Source organism: Staphylococcus sp. NRL 16/872 (genome assembly GCF_022815905.2).
Lineage (GTDB): Bacteria > Bacillota > Bacilli > Staphylococcales > Staphylococcaceae > Staphylococcus.
In genome coordinates, this window is the sequence record NZ_CP119327.1 from 865,345 (window position 1) to 880,314 (window position 14,970).

At 31.5% G+C, this 14,970-nt stretch carries 17 protein-coding genes; 15 read left to right on the forward strand and 2 right to left on the reverse strand.

The annotated features are described in order from the left end of the window. Positions 1 to 33 precede the first annotated feature (33 nt). A complete protein-coding gene (gene cls / locus MT340_RS04165) occupies positions 34 to 1,518 on the reverse strand; it encodes a cardiolipin synthase (protein ID WP_243588901.1) in 1,485 nt (494 codons plus the stop codon). 224 nt (positions 1,519 to 1,742) lie between these two features. On the opposite strand from cls, the gene MT340_RS04170 reads away from it, so the two are divergent. The 3 genes from MT340_RS04170 (at position 1,743) to MT340_RS04180 (ending at position 2,465) form a co-directional block, all read left to right on the forward strand. Further along, entirely contained in the window at positions 1,743 to 2,000 is a 258-nt protein-coding gene (locus tag MT340_RS04170) for a metal-sensitive transcriptional regulator (protein WP_374188738.1), read from the forward strand. Between the two features lie 11 nt (positions 2,001 to 2,011). Then, complete coding sequence (gene csoZ, locus MT340_RS04175; RefSeq protein WP_243588902.1) at positions 2,012 to 2,218, forward strand: putative copper chaperone CsoZ; 207 nt, start codon at positions 2,012 to 2,014, stop codon at positions 2,216 to 2,218. Between the two features lie 109 nt (positions 2,219 to 2,327). Next, positions 2,328 to 2,465, forward strand: a complete 138-nt coding sequence (locus tag MT340_RS04180) for an Lmo0850 family protein (RefSeq protein ID WP_243588903.1) — start codon at positions 2,328 to 2,330, stop codon at positions 2,463 to 2,465. 44 nt (positions 2,466 to 2,509) lie between these two features. On the opposite strand, the gene MT340_RS04185 is transcribed toward MT340_RS04180, so the two are convergent. After that, positions 2,510 to 3,697, reverse strand: coding sequence for an FtsW/RodA/SpoVE family cell cycle protein (locus MT340_RS04185; protein WP_243588904.1), 1,188 nt, complete (start codon positions 3,695 to 3,697; stop codon positions 2,510 to 2,512). A gap of 430 nt (positions 3,698 to 4,127) precedes the next feature. Between MT340_RS04185 and MT340_RS04190 the strand changes: the two genes are divergently transcribed. The 12 genes from MT340_RS04190 (at position 4,128) to MT340_RS04245 (ending at position 14,969) form a co-directional block, all read left to right on the forward strand. Beyond that, positions 4,128 to 5,198, forward strand: a complete 1,071-nt coding sequence (locus MT340_RS04190; protein ID WP_243588905.1) for a D-alanine--D-alanine ligase — start codon at positions 4,128 to 4,130, stop codon at positions 5,196 to 5,198. 15 nt (positions 5,199 to 5,213) lie between these two features. Continuing rightward, complete coding sequence (locus tag MT340_RS04195; RefSeq protein ID WP_243588906.1) at positions 5,214 to 6,569, forward strand: UDP-N-acetylmuramoyl-tripeptide--D-alanyl-D-alanine ligase; 1,356 nt, start codon at positions 5,214 to 5,216, stop codon at positions 6,567 to 6,569. Between the two features lie 275 nt (positions 6,570 to 6,844). Continuing rightward, positions 6,845 to 8,356 (forward strand): degradosome RNA helicase CshA, encoded by a 1,512-nt coding sequence (cshA, locus tag MT340_RS04200; RefSeq protein ID WP_243588907.1) that lies wholly within the window; start codon positions 6,845 to 6,847, stop codon positions 8,354 to 8,356. A gap of 168 nt (positions 8,357 to 8,524) precedes the next feature. Next, positions 8,525 to 9,004 carry a PH domain-containing protein gene (locus MT340_RS04205; RefSeq protein WP_243588909.1) on the forward strand — a complete coding sequence of 160 codons (480 nt, stop codon included), beginning with the start codon at positions 8,525 to 8,527 and terminating at the stop codon, positions 9,002 to 9,004. Then, the gene (locus tag MT340_RS04210; protein WP_243588910.1) at positions 8,997 to 10,523 is read left to right on the forward strand and encodes a PH domain-containing protein; all 1,527 of its coding nucleotides are present in this window, start codon (positions 8,997 to 8,999) and stop codon (positions 10,521 to 10,523) included. The genes MT340_RS04205 and MT340_RS04210 overlap by 8 nt, the downstream gene beginning before the upstream one ends. Beyond that, complete coding sequence (locus tag MT340_RS04215; RefSeq protein WP_243603600.1) at positions 10,516 to 11,010, forward strand: PH domain-containing protein; 495 nt, start codon at positions 10,516 to 10,518, stop codon at positions 11,008 to 11,010. Before MT340_RS04210 ends, MT340_RS04215 begins: the two co-directional genes overlap by 8 nt. Before the next feature lie 20 nt (positions 11,011 to 11,030). Further along, complete coding sequence (gene acpS, locus MT340_RS04220; protein ID WP_243588911.1) at positions 11,031 to 11,390, forward strand: holo-ACP synthase; 360 nt, start codon at positions 11,031 to 11,033, stop codon at positions 11,388 to 11,390. Between the two features lie 81 nt (positions 11,391 to 11,471). Continuing rightward, positions 11,472 to 12,620, forward strand: a complete 1,149-nt coding sequence (gene alr / locus MT340_RS04225; protein WP_243588912.1) for an alanine racemase — start codon at positions 11,472 to 11,474, stop codon at positions 12,618 to 12,620. 86 nt (positions 12,621 to 12,706) lie between these two features. Then, complete coding sequence (gene mazE, locus MT340_RS04230; RefSeq protein ID WP_243588913.1) at positions 12,707 to 12,877, forward strand: type II toxin-antitoxin system antitoxin MazE; 171 nt, start codon at positions 12,707 to 12,709, stop codon at positions 12,875 to 12,877. Next, positions 12,874 to 13,236: a type II toxin-antitoxin system PemK/MazF family toxin gene (locus MT340_RS04235; RefSeq protein WP_243588914.1), complete on the forward strand. Its 363-nt coding sequence runs from the start codon at positions 12,874 to 12,876 to the stop codon at positions 13,234 to 13,236. Before mazE ends, MT340_RS04235 begins: the two co-directional genes overlap by 4 nt. 313 nt (positions 13,237 to 13,549) lie before the next feature. Beyond that, positions 13,550 to 14,551 (forward strand): SpoIIE family protein phosphatase, encoded by a 1,002-nt coding sequence (locus tag MT340_RS04240; protein WP_243588915.1) that lies wholly within the window; start codon positions 13,550 to 13,552, stop codon positions 14,549 to 14,551. A 91-nt stretch (positions 14,552 to 14,642) separates the two neighbouring features. Beyond that, complete coding sequence (locus MT340_RS04245; protein WP_243588916.1) at positions 14,643 to 14,969, forward strand: anti-sigma factor antagonist; 327 nt, start codon at positions 14,643 to 14,645, stop codon at positions 14,967 to 14,969. Position 14,970 lies beyond the last annotated feature (1 nt).

Below are 14,970 nucleotides of genomic sequence, written 5' to 3' on the forward strand. Positions count from 1 at the left end.
GGCTAGGATACCTAAGCCTCTCTGATATAAGAATTAAAGAATTGGAGAAAGTAATTGAGAAATACCTTCTTTAAATTTAATCCATGTACTTCGTTTAGCGTATAGCTCTTTCGTTAAGCGATAGGACACTTTCATATCTTGGATAAACGCATCTTTTAATTGACGTGCTACGTCATTATCATAAACGAAAGCATTTACTTCAAAGTTTAAAACGAAACTACGGTTATCCATATTAGCAGTTCCTACCGTAGCAATTTCATCATCAATAATAAGGGTCTTAGAATGTAAGAAACCATTGTCATATTGATAAATCTTAACGCCGGCATCTAATAAAGAAGCGGCATTTTTTAATGTAGCCCAATACACAAATGGATGGTCAGGCATACTTGGAATCATCAGATTGACTTCTACGCCACCTAATGCTGCAATCTTAATTGCGTCAAGGAATGCTTGGTCAGGAATGAAGTAAGGAGATTGAATATAAATTGATTCTCTAGCAGATGAAATCATTTTTAAATAACCATATTTAATTTGTTCCCAATCTTCATCAGGACCACTTGAAGCGATTTGAACTCCAATAGAGCCACCTGAATCTACATCAGGGAAATAACGATCATCATATTCAATAAAGTCACGGCTTGATTGAGAATTCCAATCTAGAATAAATCGTAATTGAAGCGCATTGACTGAGTCACCTTCAAGACGTAAATGCGTGTCTCTCCAATAACCAAATTTCTTATCTTTACCAAGATATTCATCGCCTACATTGAATCCACCTACGTAACCAATTTTACCATCAATAATCACGATTTTTCTGTGATTACGGTTGTTCATTCGCAAATTGATCAATGGAAGTTTAGAAGGAAAGAATGATTCAACATGTGCGCCTTTTTCTCTAAAGTGTTTAATATCTTTTTTACGTAATGTTCTAGACCCCATATCATCGTATAACATTTTAACTTCAAGACCTTCTTCAAGCTTTTGTTCAAGGGCAGAAAGTATTCTGTGGCCTAACCCATCACTTTTGAAAATGTAGTACTGAATATGTATATAATTTTGTGCATTTTTAATGTCTTCAATTAATGCATCAAATTTGTCATTTCCATCTGTAAAAATTTTAATGCGATTATCAGTTGTTAAAAACGCTGCATTATTGAATAATAGCATGCGTACCATTTCTTTAAACTTAACAATTTGATGATTGCCTTTTGAAAAATCTTCACTTTCTAAAGCATCGATTTGTTCATCAACAATCATTGCTAGTCCTTTACGATCTTCTTTGTTTAATTTGAAGATTTGGTCTTTTTGAATTTGACGTCCTAATAATAAGTATAATATGAATCCAATAATTGGAAGGAATACTAATACTAGAAGCCATGCCCAAATTGAACCAGCACTACGGCGTTCCATAAAGATAATAACGAACGCAAAAATTAAGTTTAAAAGAAAGGCAGAAATTAAGATAATATTAACAATTAAAGTAGAATGGGCAAAAGCCATTGAGAAAATTTCTAACATGATGTGCCTCCCTTTATAGCTATAACTTTTGCAAAAAGTATAAGTTTTTATCAATTTTCTTAACAATTATTGTATCATGCAGAAATTAAAATATCATATTCAATTTTTAAATATATTGATAAATGCATTTGACGAGAAGTGTCGTTAAACTATACGATATTATAGAATAAAAGAAAGGGTGAACTGCCTTGTCGAGTGAAATACATGCACACCATTCTGAACAGATGAAACTGAATTTAAAATCAAGACTCAATCGTATTGAGGGACAAGTGAGAGCGATTAATCGTATGATTGAAGACGATGTGTATTGCGATGATGTGTTAACTCAAATAAGAGCTACAAGATCAGCACTTAATAGTGTGGCGACAAAATTGTTAGATTATCATATGAAGAGTTGTATTATGGATAAAGTAAATAATGGTGCTCAAGAAGAAGCGATGGAAGAATTATTAGTCACTTTTCAAAAGTTAATGAAAGATTAGGAGAAATTAAAATGGCTAGAAGTAACGTGAATATTGAAGGATTAAATACAAATGAACAAGCTGAACAATTACAACATCGTTTATCACAAATGATAGGTGTGAAAGAAGTTATAGTAAGTGCGGATTATAAAATCGTTGAAATTGAATATGAAACGCCTACAAATTTAAATAGTATAGAAAAAGAAATCTATGATGATGGATTCAAAGTGTTAAATTAATTTACGAATTTCTTAATAAAAAATTAAAAATTATTTTTAAAATTGTATGGTAAATATAATTTAATTGGGGTAGTATAACTTTGAAAGTCCAAAAACGAGGTGATTACCAATGAGTAAATCGGATAAGATACAAAATGTAGTCAAATTATTATCATCTTTAGGTGTGAATATTAAAAAAACAAAATCTCGTTTAGACATCATCAACACTTTGCCTACATCATCACAAGTGCATCACGAACTAAAATAGTTAAAATATAAAGACGCTTAATCGCATGATTAAGCGTCTTTATATTATTCTTTGTTAGACATGGTTTGACGTTGATGATAATGGATAGAAAGTATGATACCTATGCCTACCATTAAACTCCATAACGAACTACCACCGTAACTTATAAATGGAAGTGGAATACCTGTAATTGGTAAAAGTTGAATCGTCATGCCTATATTTTGCAAGATGTGGAAAACTAATAAAGATATATAGCCAACAATAAATATTTTACTAAATGGAGATTCTACTCTAGTAGCAAGTCTTATAAGATGAAAGATAAGAGCTAAGAATATGAGTAATAATACAACTGCTCCCATGAATCCCATTTCTTCACCTACAACCGAGAAAATAAAGTCGGTATGATTTTCTGGTATATAAACTTCTCCGTGGTTATACCCTTTACCAAATAATTGCCCAGAACCAATCGCTTTTAATGATTCTGTTAAGTGATAACCATCTCCATTACTGTATGAATAGGGATCTAACCAAGAATTGATACGTCCCATTTGATACATTTTAACGCCAAGTAAACTTTCAATTAACGTAGGCTTATAAATAATAGCTAAAATAATACTTCCACCGAGTACAATTGCAGCAATAAGTATGGGTGCAAGCAAGCGCCAAGTAATACCACTTACTAACATAACACCTAGGATAATGGCACAGATGACTAATGTCGTACCTAAGTCATTTTGTAATAGGATTAATGCCATTGGTAAGATAGAGATACCAATAATTTTGAAAAACAACATTAAATCTGTTTGAAATGACTTATTAAAAGTAAAACGGTTATGATTTGCTACAGTTTTAGCAAGCGCAAGTATTAATATCACTTTCATAAACTCAGATGGTTGAATACTTACAGGACCAAATGAATACCAACTTTTAGCACCATTAATAATTGGCGTAAAGGAGGTTTCAGGTAGGATTAATAAACCTACAAGTAAAATACATAAAAAGATATATAATATGTATGTGTTGTGTTTAATCTTTTTAGGTGAAAACAACATAATTACTAAAGCGAGTATAGCACCTAACATATAGTATATAACTTGTCGAATACTAAAATTGGCACTATATTGGCCGCCACCCATAGCTGAACTAATAGTTATAACGCTTATAATTGCTAAGATCGTCAATAATGCTATGAGTATCCAGTCGATTTTTCGTAGCCAATGTTTTGAAGGCTGTTGACGGGATGAATATTTCATATAAAACTCCTTAAAAACTGTAATATCACGATTATTAATATATATCGATTTTACATGACTTTATGTGAATTTGCTAGAGAATAACTAGGGTCAGCGAATTTAAACAACTTATAAGTAATGTTTAACTTATAAGATTAATCCAAAAAAGTGGCCAATGTTTACTTGTTGATAAATGCAAAAACAGTACATACTGTGATAATATTGATTTTTAGAAAGAACAAAAAGAATTACATAAAAATAATAAATGTTTAATCTACAACTTAAAATCAGTGATTAATCATATTATAATATGATGAAAGAGACTAAGGCATTAACAATTTATAAATTAAGAAACTTTAAATTTTTGAGAAATTAAATTTCTTAAGAATAAAAGTACTGTTTAAATTCAAAACGCTTTTGTTCTAATCTTTCTCAATGGAGGAAATTGAATATGGTAAAAGAAAATATTTGTATCGTATATGGTGGTAAAAGTGCTGAACATGATGTTTCGATTTTAACTGCGCAAAATGTATTAAATGCGATTGATAAAGACAAATATTTAGTTGATATTATTTATATCACTAATGACGGACAATGGAAGAAAAAAGATAATATAGTTGAAAAAATTGAATCAGTAGAAGAACTTCATTTATCAGACATTGATGCTGGAGAAATCACATTATTATTAAAAGAAAGTAGTGATGGAAAAGCATATGACGCTGTATTCCCATTATTACATGGTCCAAACGGTGAAGACGGTACGATCCAAGGTTTATTCGAAGTGCTTGATTTACCTTATGTTGGGAACGGTGTATTAGCCGCTTCAAGCTCTATGGACAAATTAGTAATGAAACAATTATTTGAACACCGTGGTTTACCTCAATTACCTTATATTAGCTTCTTAAGAAGTGAGTATGAAAAATATCAAGGTAATATCATTAAACTCGTTAATGACAAGCTTACATATCCTGTCTTTGTTAAACCAGCTAACCTTGGTTCAAGTGTTGGTATTAGTAAATGTAATAATGAAGAAGAATTAAAAGCAGGTATTGCGGAAGCTTTCCAATTTGACCGTAAATTAGTCATCGAACAAGGTATTAATGCACGTGAGGTTGAAGTAGCAGTCCTAGGCAACGATTATCCAGAAACTACATGGCCTGGGGAAGTTATCAAAGATGTCGCTTTCTACGACTATAAATCTAAATATAAAGACGGCAAAATCTCACTACAAATTCCTGCAAAATTAGATGAAGAAGTTCAAACCACTTTAAGAAATATGGCACTTGAAGCCTTCAAAGCTACAGATTGCTCTGGTTTAGTGCGTGCAGATTTCTTCGTTACAGAAGATAATCAAATCTTCATAAATGAAACAAATGCAATGCCAGGCTTCACTGCATTTAGTATGTATCCAAGTCTTTGGGAGAATATGGGCTTATCTTACTCAGACTTAATCACTAAATTAATCGACTTAGCCAAAGAGCGTCACGAAGATAAAAAGAAAAATAAATACACAATCGATTAAGAAAGGAATTCATTTATGATAGAAGTTTCATTAAAAGATATTCAAAACTGGATACCTTGTGATATTGATGATCAATACTTAAATCAAACCATCAAAGGTATCACAATCGATTCACGTGCGATTAAAGAAGACATGCTATTTATTCCTTTTAAAGGAGAGAACGTTGATGGCCATCGTTTTGTAGCACAAGCGTTGCAAGATGGTGCCGGCGCTTCTTTTTATGAAAAAGGGCATGACATTGACGCAAACATTAGTGGGCCAATTATTTGGGTGGAAGATACATTAACTGCATTACAACAATTAGCGAAAGCTTATTTAAAACATGTAAATCCTAAAGTTATCGGTGTTACAGGATCAAATGGTAAAACAACTACGAAAGATATGATTGAAAGTGTGTTGCATACTGAATTTAAAGTTAAAAAGACACAAGGCAATTATAATAACGAAATTGGTTTACCATTAACCATCTTAGAATTAGATAACGATACAGAAATTTCCATTTTAGAGATGGGTATGTCAGGTTTCCATGAAATCGAATTGTTATCGACGATAGCTGAGCCAGACATTGCTGTGATAACAAATATTGGTGAATCACACATGCAAGATTTAGGATCACGTGAAGGCATTGCTAAAGCTAAATCAGAAATTACGATTGGCCTAAAAGAAGGTGGCACATTTATTTATGACGGCGACGAACCATTGTTAGCGCCTCACGTTGAGAAAGTTGATAATGCTAAATTAATTAGTATTGGCTTAAATTCGGATAATGTTTTAGTTTGCGAAGTGAAGAATAGTAAAAATGATGGTATCGCTTTTGATATTAATGGTGAAGAACATTACGAATTACCTATTTTAGGTATCCATAATATGAAGAATGCTGCTATCGCTATTGCAATAGGTCATGAACTTGGATTAGATTATGAAACTATTCAACGTAATATTAATAATGTACAACTGACTGGCATGCGTATGGAACGTCATGTGACTGATAATGAAATTACAGTGATTAATGATGCTTATAATGCGAGCCCTACAAGTATGAAAGCAGCCATTGATACCTTAAGCAATATGCACGGACGTAAAATCTTAGTGCTTGCTGACTCGTTAGAATTAGGTGAGAATAGCCAACGTATGCACGAAGAGGTTGGTGCACATCTTGAAGATAAAGGCATTCATACCTTGCTTACTTACGGCACAGATGCTCAATTTATTAGTAATGTAGGTGGTCAATTTGTTGAAAATGTGGCACACTTCTCAAACAAAGATGAATTGACAGCTTATTTAAAATCTCATTTAATCTCTCAGGACAAAGTTTTAGTCAAAGGTTCACGAGGAAATAAGCTTGAAGAAGTTGTAAATCAAATTATTTAATAAAACTATATATCGATTTATATGTTTTTCTGAACGAGCCATTGTGGATGTTAAAAATCGCACAATGGTTTGTTTTTTATGCCCTTTTCCCAAAAAAGAAGGCAAAAAATGAAAACGCTATTATGAAAGAAATAGTTATTTATTGAAAGAAAGTAAGAAATTGCTTTATTGCGATAAATATTTTTAGGTGGTACTATATAGAAGTTGACGTAATAAGAGGACCTTATATACACAGACGTATATTGATAAAAAAGATAGTTTAAAGGAGAATTATATTGCAAAATTTTAAAGAATTAGGGATTTCGGATAAAACGGTAGAAACCCTTGAAGCAATGGGGTTTAAGGAACCTACACCGATTCAAAAAGAAAGTATCCCTTACACATTAGAAGGAAGAGATATCCTTGGACAAGCTCAAACTGGTACAGGTAAAACAGGCGCTTTCGGGATTCCTTTAATTGAAAAAGTAGTTGGTAAATCAGGCGTTCAAGCTTTAATCTTAGCACCAACTAGAGAATTAGCTATGCAAGTAGCAGAACAGTTACGCGAATTCAGTCGTGGACAAAATGTACAGGTCGTTACAGTATTTGGTGGTATGCCAATCGATAGACAAATCAAAGCGTTAAAACGTGGACCACAAATCGTAGTAGGTACGCCTGGTCGTGTGATTGACCATTTAAACCGCCGTACACTTAAAACAAATGATATTCATACATTAATCTTAGATGAAGCGGATGAAATGATGAACATGGGCTTCATTGATGATATGAGATTTATTATGGATAAAATTCCAGCTGAACAACGCCAAACAATGTTATTCTCAGCTACAATGCCTAAAGCGATTCAAACTTTAGTACAACAATTTATGAAATCTCCACAAATTGTTAAGACAATGAATAATGAAATGTCTGATCCACAAATTGATGAATACTACACTATCGTAAAAGAACTTGAGAAATTTGATACTTTTACAAACTTCTTAGATGTTCACCAACCTGAATTAGCAATTGTCTTCGGTAGAACAAAACGCCGTGTTGATGAATTAACAAGTGCTTTATTATCTAAAGGTTATAAAGCTGAAGGTTTACACGGAGATATCACGCAAGCGAAACGTTTAGAGGTATTAAAGAAATTTAAAAATGACCAAATTGATATTTTAGTAGCGACTGACGTTGCTGCACGTGGACTTGATATTTCAGGTGTAAGTCACGTTTATAACTTTGACATTCCTCAAGATACTGAAAGTTATACGCACAGAATTGGCCGTACTGGTCGTGCAGGTAAAGAAGGAATTGCCGTTACATTTGTTAATCCAATTGAAATGGACTATATCCGCCAAATTGAGGAAGTTAACGGTAGAAGAATGAATGCTTTAAGACCACCACATCGTAAAGAAGTGCTTAAAGCTAGAGAAGAAGATATTAAAGATAAAGTTAAAAACTGGATGTCACGTGAAAGTGAAGCGCGTTTAAAACGCATTTCAGGTGAATTATTAGATGAATATGATAGCACAGAATTAGTTGCATCATTACTACAAGAATTAGTTGAAGCAAACGACGAAGTTGAAGTTCAATTAACTTTTGAAAAGCCTTTAGCACGTAAAAGTCGTCAAGGTAAAGGAAATAATTCACGCCGTGGTGGTAAACGAAATAGTAAGTTCGATAATAAAAATAAACGTTCAAAAGGTAATTTCAACAAGAAAAAAGGTAAAAAATCAGATCGTCGTGACAGACAAGATAAAGGTAAACCATCAATGAAAGCACGTACCTTTGCAGACATGCAAAAATAGTCATGAGCGACTATTTTTTGAGTAAACACTCCAAATATTTGGAGTGTTTTTTTATATCTAAAAATAAATAAAAAGAACATAAGGTACAGAAGAAAAACATATATTGCAGAAATTATATTCAATTAAATCAATATGATATAATTAAGAAAAATTGCAAAGGAGTTTATTATGAAGGTAGAAGCTTCATTTCATAAAAGCCCTAAAAACGCATACCCTGTTCATTGGATATCTAGTGGTATTATATTCCTAATTGAATTAATTATATTAGGTGCTTTATATTCAATGTGGAACTACTTTAATTGGTTTCATTTTATTCTCTACATTTTAATCTTCTTGTTTGTTTTAAGTTGTCTTCGTTTAGTCATACAACCGTATATTCGTTATCGTTTTCATTATTATAGAATTGATGCTAAGAATATAGAAGTTAAGTCTATGTTTATTATGAAGCATTATGAAATGACTAAAATTGAAAGGCTACAATATCTTCAAATCAAAACAAATCCGTTGTTAAAAGCTTTTCAACTTAATACTGTAGTGTTTGTAACAGCTGGTCATGAAATGAAATTTCCTTTGTTATCTGAGGCACAAGCAGAACATGTATCACAACATATTCTAGAAACATTGAGAGGTGCAGATTCTGATGTATAATCCTCAAAAGTTGCATCCTATTTCATATGTATCAGGTTTAATTAAAGTTATAAAACAAAATATTTTTCCATTTATCATTTTTATAGTGTTTAATAGTTGGGATTTTGATTTTACAAATATACGAAATTATATAAGTCCAGCTATATTTTTACTTATCTTTCTTGTTACTTTTATTCATCAATTTTTAGAGGTGTATGTCACACGTTATTGGATTGAAGATGAACAATTTATAGTAACGTCTGGATGGTTGAATAAAAAACGTAAAGAATTAAATATTAATAGGATTCAATCGTTAGATACCACTCAAGGATTAGTTGATCAAATGGTGGGTGGTGTGAGTTTACAAATCAAAACACCCAGTGATGGGATAGAATTAGCTACAATTTCAAAAAAACAGAGCGATTTAATTGATCAAACGATTCGCGAACATCAGTTACAATTGAAAGATACTGATAATGAGGCAATCATTAATCATGAACGGAGTGAGATTGACAATCAACATACACAATATAATCACAAAACAACTTCTGAAGCACTAAAAAATGAGACAATGATCTATAAAATGTCGTGGCGTTCATTGTTACTCATGGCTATGACTAGTGGCGCTATTGGCGTGGCTTTAGCAACTGTATCGCCTATACTAGGCGTCTTTCAACATTTGATTTCTTGGGAGGATTGGACATCTAAACTTTGGAACTGGATTCATTCAGTATTATTCATTGTATTGTTTATCATTATTGTCGTGTTAGTTATTAGTTACATAATAGGGACTGTCATTACGATTAATCGATACTATAACTACACGGTTACGCAACAAGACAGTCAACTAAAAATAAAATATGGATTATTAAATGTAAAAAATATTACGGTACCTACAAATAGACTACAAGCTGTCCTTGAAAAACAATCTTTTATAAGGAAATTGTTTGGTTACACTTCCATTCACTTTATCATTACTAGTGATTTAGAAATCTCTTCAAATGAAGACGTTAGCGATGATGGCAAAATTATGATCTTACCATTTATTAAAAGAAAAGAAGCCTATCAAATTATTAATACACTAGTTCCTGAAATGCAGTTTAATAACATAAAAAGCGATATGCCATGGCGTGGTTATCATCGTCATTTTTTAATCCCTAGCATAATATTAATAATCATGGCTTGTTTTGGTACTTATTATTGGAGTGCATGGAGTATGGTTATAGCTATTTTAATTATTGGATTAATGGCGTTACACGCTTATATATATATTCGTGCTGCCGGATTAAACTTCAAAAATAATGAAATTGCACTTCGTGAAGTAAGTACTTTTAGTTTTAAAACGTATTATTTCAAGACGAATAAGATTATTGGCATGGAAACGACGCAACACCATTTCCTTGAGAGAGCTCAATTAGAAAATATAACTTTCTTAATTGCTAAGGGTGCATTATTTGAAGTTATGCAGTTGAAATTTATGGATGAAAATAAAGTAAATCAATATATAAAGGGCTATTTACGAGGTGACTACAATGAATGAATATAAATATATGCATGAAAATGGTCCCAAAGTAATGCGATTAGCTGCGACAATAACATTTATTGTGTTTTTATTAATAGTAAGTATTATAACAATTATAGATATTATATATATGCATTTGATGCGACCAATTTGGACGATTGTATTAGCAATCATTGTTTTAGTTTTATTTGCAATATGTTTTATCATCGTAACCCCTTTTTTAAAATATAAAAACTTTCGTTATTACTCTAAAGATAATGAGATTTATATAAGAAAAGGAATTATCTTTATTCAAACAACTATTATACCTTTTTATAGAATACAAAATATAGATATTGAAGAAGGGTATTTGATGAGGAAATATGATTTAGCTAAGTTACATTTATCCACCGCTGGAGGCAATGCAGAAATTGAATTAATAAACAAAGAAGAAGCTTCAAAATTAAAAGAAATTCTTCAACTTAAGAAATCTAATGACAACGAAGAATTAGAAGAGACAGTATGAAAATGAAGTGAGGATAATATATGATTTATGGTCTTGGTGTCGATTTAATTGAAATTGATCGCATTGAAAAAGTGTATAGGAAACAACAAAATAAATTAATTGAACGTATATTAACTATGCAAGAACAGGAAAGATTTAAGTCTTTTAAAAGTGAAAAAAGAAAAATAGAATTTTTAGCAGGTCGTTTTGCTACAAAAGAAGCATTCAGTAAAGCACTTGGTACAGGCTTAGGTAAAACGGTAGCTTTCAATGATATTAATTGTTATAACGATGAAAAAGGTAAGCCTTGTATTAAATATCCTAACTTTATCGTTCATGTATCTATTACCCATACTGATAATTATGCAATGAGCCAAGTTATATTAGAAAAGCAAGATTAACAGTACTATAATGAATAATATGAATTTAAGTTATCAGACTTTTATTGATGAATATATCTAAAGTTTTGAGGAGGACTTCTTATGTCAGACAAATTTTATAGAGCAACCTATTTAAACGTAGATTTAGATGCTATTCAAGAAAACTATCACACTTTTGTTGGAATGCATCCGAATAAAACAGTTATACCGGTTGTAAAAGCCAATAGTTATGGATTAGGAAGCGTTAAAGTCGCTCAACACTTAATGCAACAAGGTGCCAACTTCTTTGCAGTAGCGACTTTAGATGAAGCTATTGAATTACGTATGCATGGTATTAATGCACAAATATTAATATTAGGCGTTATACCTATAGAGGATATTAATAAAGCAATACAACATCGTGTAGCTTTGACAGTTCCGTCTAAAAAATGGCTAACAAGTGCACTTCGCTTAATCGATGAGGATAATCAAAAACGTTTATGGTTACATGTAAAATTAGACACAGGCATGGGAAGATTAGGTATTAAAACACAAGAAGAATATCAAGACATTATAGATACAATACAAACATCTGAAAATCTGGTGTTTGAAGGTGTTTATACTCATTTTGCAAATGCAGATGAACCTGGTGATTCCATGGATGAACAATACGCTCTATTTGAAACGTTAGTTAATAACGCGCCAAAACCTAAGTATATTCATGCACAAAATTCAGCGGGTTCATTATTAAAAGAATGTGAATTATGTAATGCACTAAGAGTAGGTATTTCACTTTATGGTTATTATCCTTCAGATTATGTGAAAAGCATTGTGCAAACTCGTCTAAAGCCTAGTGCAAAATTGACTACGGAAGTGGTACAAACTAAATATTTAATCTCTGGGGAATCAGTGAGTTATGGCAGCACCTATACCGCTACCGAGAATATGAAAATAGCTATCTTGCCTATTGGTTATGCTGATGGATTTTTAAGATCCATGCAAGGTGCAACTGTAAATATAAATAATTGTCAATGTGAAATTATAGGTAGAGTGTGTATGGATCAAACCATAGTTAAAGTACCTGAAGATGTTCAAGAAGGCGACAAAGTAGTTTTACTAGATAATCAATTTGATACTCCTCAATCAGTTGAAGCTTTAGCGGATAAACAAAATACGATAAGCTATGAAGTTTTGTGTAATTTTGGAAGACGTGTACCACGCATATATTATATAAATAATCAAAAATATGTAACAAATGAATTATTAAAATAGTATAGTCACTAGATGTAAAATTTGTTATTATAAATTTAAATAAAGGTTTACAATGTCTTATTTGGTATCCGATGGAGGTTCATAGTATGTTAACTTTTAACCAGAATAGAAGCCACAGTCTTGAACAATCTTTAAAAGAAGGCTATGCACAAATGGCCGATTTAAACCTCTCCCTAGCAACAGAAGCTTTTCCTTTAGAATGTGAAGCTTGTGATTGCAACGAATCGTACATCACTTCGAATTATAAAAGTGAATGATTAAAAGAGGCGATGTATATTTAGCTGATTTGTCACCAGTACAGGGTTCTGAACAAGGGGGAGTAAGACCTGTAGTTATCATTCAAAATGATACTGGTAATAAATATAGTCCTACAGTAATTGTTGCTGCAATTACTGGTAGGATTAATAAAGCCAAAATACCAACTCACGTGGAAATAGAAAAACACAAATATCGATTGGATAGAGATTCAGTTATTCTACTTGAACAAATTCGGACTTTAGATAAAAAAAGGTTAAAGGAAAAATTAACTTATTTATCTGAAGAAAAAATGAAAGAAGTAGATGAGGCACTAGATATTAGTTTAGGTTTACATGAGGTTCGTCCTCAAAAAACTTGATTATTTTATGTATAAACCAAATATATATTTAATAAAAAGATAAAGAAAAATCTTTAGTTTAATGATTAATTAGTTTTTTCAAAATTGCAATTATGGGTTATCATTACCTACAAAATAGTACTTTTTTCGATAGTTACTATTTAATAGATGACTTAAGTTGTTGACTTTAGGTAATCCCTAAAGTCTTTTTTAAATAGAAGTATTATTTTGGAATATATTAAATAATTCATTAATAAAATTCGTGAATAAATACATTTGATATTAACGAAATTAAAATTAAAGTTTTGCAACTATGAAGTAAGGAGGCAGATTCGTGGAAGAATTTAAAAAACACTATAAACAACTTATAGATGAAAGCTTGGTTACAGATGATAAAAAACGATTTTTGGAAAAATGTAACGATTTTACGGATGAAGTAATCAAAAAAGATATTCTGCCTGAAGATGTCGTTAAAATACATAAATCGTATGTTTCTTCTTTACAAATCCAAGAATCTCAATTGCTTGAAACACTAGACGTTTTGCAAGAAGTAGTCAAAGGATTTGGATATAGCTATAGAGATTACCAAAAATTAATTGATAAAATGCAATTCCACGATAAAGAAATTGATTTAGCCTCTAGACTTCAACAAACGATGTTGAAAACAGATATTCCTCAATTCGACAGTATTCAAATTGGCGTTATTTCAGTAGCAGCACAAAAAGTAAGTGGAGATTATTTTAATTTAATTGATCACAGAGATGGGACGATGAGTTTTGCAGTAGCTGATGTTATTGGAAAAGGAATTCCCGCTGCCTTAGCTATGAGTATGATTAAATTTGGAATGGACTCCTATGGACACTCTCAATTACCAAGTGATGGACTAAAGAGATTAAACCGAGTAGTAGAAAAAAACGTTAATCAAAATATGTTCGTTACTATGTTTTATGGTTTATATGAAGAGATGAATCATTTACTATATTGTAGTTCTGCTGGTCATGAGCCGGGCTATGTGTATCGAGCAGAAACTGAAACATTTGAAGAAATTGATGTAAGAGGTCGCGTTTTAGGTGTGAGTCAACATACACGTTATAGTCAACAAGAAATTCAAATATGTCTTGATGATCTTGTCATTATTTTCACAGATGGTGTCACAGAAGCACGAAATACCGATGGAGAATTTATTGCTAAAGAAACATTGCTTAATTTAATTCGTAAATATAAACATATGCACCCACAAGATATTGTACAAATCTTATATGAAGCTATATTAAAAGTACAAAATCCAAATAAACGTGATGATATGACAATTCTAATTATAAAAAGAGTAAATTAGAAATTAAATTTTTTGATTATATTATAATAGTAATGGGTATACTAAATAGAGTATACATATTTGTAAAGATAAAGAGTAGGAGTGTCAAACTATGAACCTTAATATAGAGTCGATAACACATGATGAATATTATGAAGTTATCGTTGCAGGAGAACTAGATGTTTACACAGTACCAGAACTTGAAGAGGTGCTTGTCCCTATGCGTCAAGAAGGTACACATGATATTCATGTTAATTTAACAAATGTAAGTTATATGGATTCAACAGGTTTAGGTTTATTTGTAGGAACATTGAAAGCGTTAAATCAAAATGGTAAAGAATTATATATCTTTGGAGCATCAGAAAGAATTAGTAGACTATTTGATATCACTGGCTTAAAAGACTTAATGCACGTTAATGAAGGAACGGAGGTAGAGTAAC

What these genes read in the sequence shown, in the direction of transcription:
- mazE (WP_243588913.1), top strand. Translation starts at nt 12,707, where the DNA reads ATGTTAACTTTTAACCAGAATAGAAGCCACAGTCTTGAACAATCTTTA.
- MT340_RS04195 (WP_243588906.1), top strand. Translation starts at nt 5,214, where the DNA reads ATGATAGAAGTTTCATTAAAAGATATTCAAAACTGGATACCTTGTGAT.
- MT340_RS04235 (WP_243588914.1), top strand. Translation starts at nt 12,874, where the DNA reads ATGATTAAAAGAGGCGATGTATATTTAGCTGATTTGTCACCAGTACAG.
- cls (WP_243588901.1), bottom strand. Translation starts at nt 1,518, where the DNA reads ATGTTAGAAATTTTCTCAATGGCTTTTGCCCATTCTACTTTAATTGTT.
- MT340_RS04180 (WP_243588903.1), top strand. Translation starts at nt 2,328, where the DNA reads ATGAGTAAATCGGATAAGATACAAAATGTAGTCAAATTATTATCATCT.
- MT340_RS04245 (WP_243588916.1), top strand. Translation starts at nt 14,643, where the DNA reads ATGAACCTTAATATAGAGTCGATAACACATGATGAATATTATGAAGTT.
- csoZ (WP_243588902.1), top strand. Translation starts at nt 2,012, where the DNA reads ATGGCTAGAAGTAACGTGAATATTGAAGGATTAAATACAAATGAACAA.
- MT340_RS04215 (WP_243603600.1), top strand. Translation starts at nt 10,516, where the DNA reads ATGAATGAATATAAATATATGCATGAAAATGGTCCCAAAGTAATGCGA.
- MT340_RS04190 (WP_243588905.1), top strand. Translation starts at nt 4,128, where the DNA reads ATGGTAAAAGAAAATATTTGTATCGTATATGGTGGTAAAAGTGCTGAA.
- alr (WP_243588912.1), top strand. Translation starts at nt 11,472, where the DNA reads ATGTCAGACAAATTTTATAGAGCAACCTATTTAAACGTAGATTTAGAT.
- MT340_RS04170 (WP_374188738.1), top strand. Translation starts at nt 1,743, where the DNA reads ATGAAACTGAATTTAAAATCAAGACTCAATCGTATTGAGGGACAAGTG.
- MT340_RS04210 (WP_243588910.1), top strand. Translation starts at nt 8,997, where the DNA reads ATGTATAATCCTCAAAAGTTGCATCCTATTTCATATGTATCAGGTTTA.
- acpS (WP_243588911.1), top strand. Translation starts at nt 11,031, where the DNA reads ATGATTTATGGTCTTGGTGTCGATTTAATTGAAATTGATCGCATTGAA.
- MT340_RS04205 (WP_243588909.1), top strand. Translation starts at nt 8,525, where the DNA reads ATGAAGGTAGAAGCTTCATTTCATAAAAGCCCTAAAAACGCATACCCT.
- MT340_RS04185 (WP_243588904.1), bottom strand. Translation starts at nt 3,697, where the DNA reads ATGAAATATTCATCCCGTCAACAGCCTTCAAAACATTGGCTACGAAAA.